The organism is Peribacillus sp. (assembly GCF_059453735.1).
This window is the reverse complement of record NZ_JAZVJO010000145.1, coordinates 1-2,722: the sequence shown is the minus strand read 5'-3', so window position 1 is coordinate 2,722 and position 2,722 is coordinate 1. Positions and strand designations below refer to the sequence as shown.

The following is a 2,722-nucleotide window of genomic DNA, read 5'->3' as shown; positions in this document are numbered from 1 at the left end:
AGCGTAATATTTCCTAGAAAATAAATATTTTAGTCATTTTTTGTTTATTCAATTTCTAGCTGGGTTTTTAATTCGTTTTGAACTTTTTGCAGTTCTGTATTGTCAACAATTCCATAGTAGACACCGTTAATTTTTTGCCCTGTTTCTTTAATCGTGTTTTGTACGATTGATTTGGTAGCAGAACGGTAATTGGCTTGGATATCTACCATTTGATCAAACTCAAGGTTGGTTTGGATATTGTTACTGAGTGCAGAAAGTATATCGCTGAAATTAGCGACAGATGAAATACTGGCGCCTTTCTGGAGAACGGCTTGAATGATCTGACGCTGACGTTCTTGTCTGCCAAAATCACCATTTGGATCGGAATACCGTTCACGTGAATAGCTAAGGGCTTCTTTTCCGTTTAACGTAAGTGTTCCAGCCGGGAAGTTTTGATCACCGGTGGTGAAAGCAGATGAATTCTCAACGGTGACACCGCCAACTGCATCGACAATATCTTTAAAGCTTTCCATATTTACCTTTACATAATAATCAATAGGGATATCAAGGAAATGTTCCACCGTGTCCATTGACATCTCTGGACCACCGAACGCCCAAGCATGATTGATTTTGTCAACTGTGCCTTTACCAATAATATCGGTCCGAGTATCACGTGGGATACTGAGAAGTTTGGTTGTATTCTGATTCGGGTTGACGGCCATGACGATCATGGTATCTGAGCGGCCGCGATCTCCTTCTCGTTCATCCACACCGAGCAATAGCACTGAAAATGGCTGCTGCTTTTGTAAGGAGACTGGTTCTACACGTTTTTCTGAGATTTCGCGATTAATAGGGGTATGCATAGTGGCTACCGTACTTGTAAGAGAATGATAGACATAATAAGCTAACCCACCCCCAACAAGAATGAAAAATAAGACAACAAATCCAAAAAATTTGAGCCAAGGATGTTTCTTTTTTCGTTTATCCATTACGATCCCACTTTCTATTTATAATAACTTCATTATAAAGAACAAATCTGGAAAAAGATATGGAGTTTTACTGGATTAACTGAGAATTTGTTCTTTTTAGAATATTCTTAAAATGTATTGCACACTTTTAACGTTTTAGTGTACTATACCACTAGAACACTAAAATTTGGAAGGTGTTGGCTGTATGAAGTCATTTTTAGGATTGATGAAGAAGGAGTGGAAACTAGGGAGGAAATCGTTGGTTTGGCTGTTGCTACTGCAAATGGTTTTAGTATTGATTACGTACCTGCTGGGCAACCACTACCATGTGCCTGGAATCATGTTTGTTGGGATTATCCCCTTACTGCTGATTCATATTTTAATGGTACCGGTCATGTTGCTCACCCTTCTTAATGTCGAAGGGAAATCACAGCTCTGGCTGCATAATCCTCAATCGTCTATCCTTCTGCTCGGATCAAAGCTGCTAACTGGACTCGGACTGCATTTGATTTCTTTATTATTTTCAGCAGGGGTTCTCGTCTTCGCGCTTATGAATTCTTCTTCGTTGTTATCAACCGAACAGTTGCAGGGATATGGAATCGTTGAGTTATGTACCATATTGGGCGTCATTACTATTTTTAGTTTATTTTTGGCTGTAGAATGCTTGCTACTGTGGGTAATCTATCATGCTTTAGTGAAATTTCCGCAAATAAAAAATATTCGTTGGCTGATTGTTACCATTCTATTTTTGGGGATAAATTATCTTTTAGAATTTATTCAAAATACGAGTCTGTATCAAGCCTTAGATGAAATTGCCAGGGTTACTATTTTTCAATTTAATTCGTTTAGTGTAGATACGGATGAATTATCGTTAGCAGGAGAAGTGATTGATTTTTCTCTGCTGACATTCTCCATCGATACCATAATTTTTGTAGGCTTGTTTTATCTTGCTTGCAGGATATTTGATAGAAAGCTTGAGGTGTAAAAATGCCAGATGAATTTCATGCATCAAAGCCGATTTATCTACAAGTAGTGGATCGTATTTACTTTTCCATTGTCCGCGGTGAAATTAAACATGGTGAAAAATTACCGTCGGTTCGGGATATGGCGGTGCAAATGGGGGTTAATCCGAATACCATTCAACGGACTTATACGGAGATGGAGAGGGATGGAATGGTGGAAACGAAAAGGGGACAGGGAACCTATGTAAAGAATGATCCAGCGGTGGTTGTTGAATTACGAAATAAAATCAAAACGGGAATCGTTGAAGAATTTGTGGAAAGTATGAATGAAATTGGTTTGACCAACGACGAAATGCTTGAAGGGCTGCAGCAGTTTTTTTCGAAACGAGAGGGTGAAGTGTAATGACAGTGGAGTTAAGGAATGTTAGTAAGAAATATGGTAGTCTGGCTGCGTTAACGGACCTATCTATAACGTTTGAACCAGGGAAAATTTATGGTTTAATTGGTGAGAATGGGAGTGGAAAGTCGACAACCCTGAAGCTGATTGCTGGGCTCGTTAAACCTGATTCTGGGGAAGTAACGGTCATGAAAGAAAGCGTGACACGACGGATTGCGAAAAGCGTTTCGTATATGACGGAGCTTGATTTCTTTTATCCCATGTATACTGTTGACGAAATGCTTCATTATTATGAATCACAGTTTGCCGATTTTAACGCGGATAAAGCTGCTAAAATGCTCGAGATGATGAAGCTTGATCGTACAAAACGGATACAGGCATTATCAAAGGGATACCGCGGCCGATTACGACTCGTT

The 2,722-nt window shown here is 39.3% G+C and carries 4 protein-coding genes; 3 read left to right on the top strand and 1 reads right to left on the bottom strand.

What is annotated here, in order from left to right:
• Positions 1-44: 44 nt before the first annotated feature.
• Positions 45-968, bottom strand: a complete 924-nt coding sequence (locus AC52RT_RS05015; RefSeq protein WP_495539734.1) for an LCP family glycopolymer transferase — start codon at positions 966-968, stop codon at positions 45-47.
• Between the two features lie 184 nt (positions 969-1,152).
• On the opposite strand from AC52RT_RS05015, the gene AC52RT_RS05010 reads away from it, so the two are divergent.
• The 3 genes from AC52RT_RS05010 to AC52RT_RS05000 all read left to right on the top strand — a co-directional run.
• Positions 1,153-1,932 (top strand): hypothetical protein, encoded by a 780-nt coding sequence (locus tag AC52RT_RS05010; RefSeq protein ID WP_495539733.1) that lies wholly within the window; start codon positions 1,153-1,155, stop codon positions 1,930-1,932.
• A 2-nt stretch (positions 1,933-1,934) separates the two neighbouring features.
• Positions 1,935-2,312: a GntR family transcriptional regulator gene (locus tag AC52RT_RS05005; RefSeq protein ID WP_040373746.1), complete on the top strand. Its 378-nt coding sequence runs from the start codon at positions 1,935-1,937 to the stop codon at positions 2,310-2,312.
• The coding region (locus tag AC52RT_RS05000) for an ATP-binding cassette domain-containing protein (protein ID WP_495539732.1) at positions 2,312-2,722 on the top strand (411 nt) is incomplete at its 3' end. The genes AC52RT_RS05005 and AC52RT_RS05000, both read left to right, overlap by 1 nt.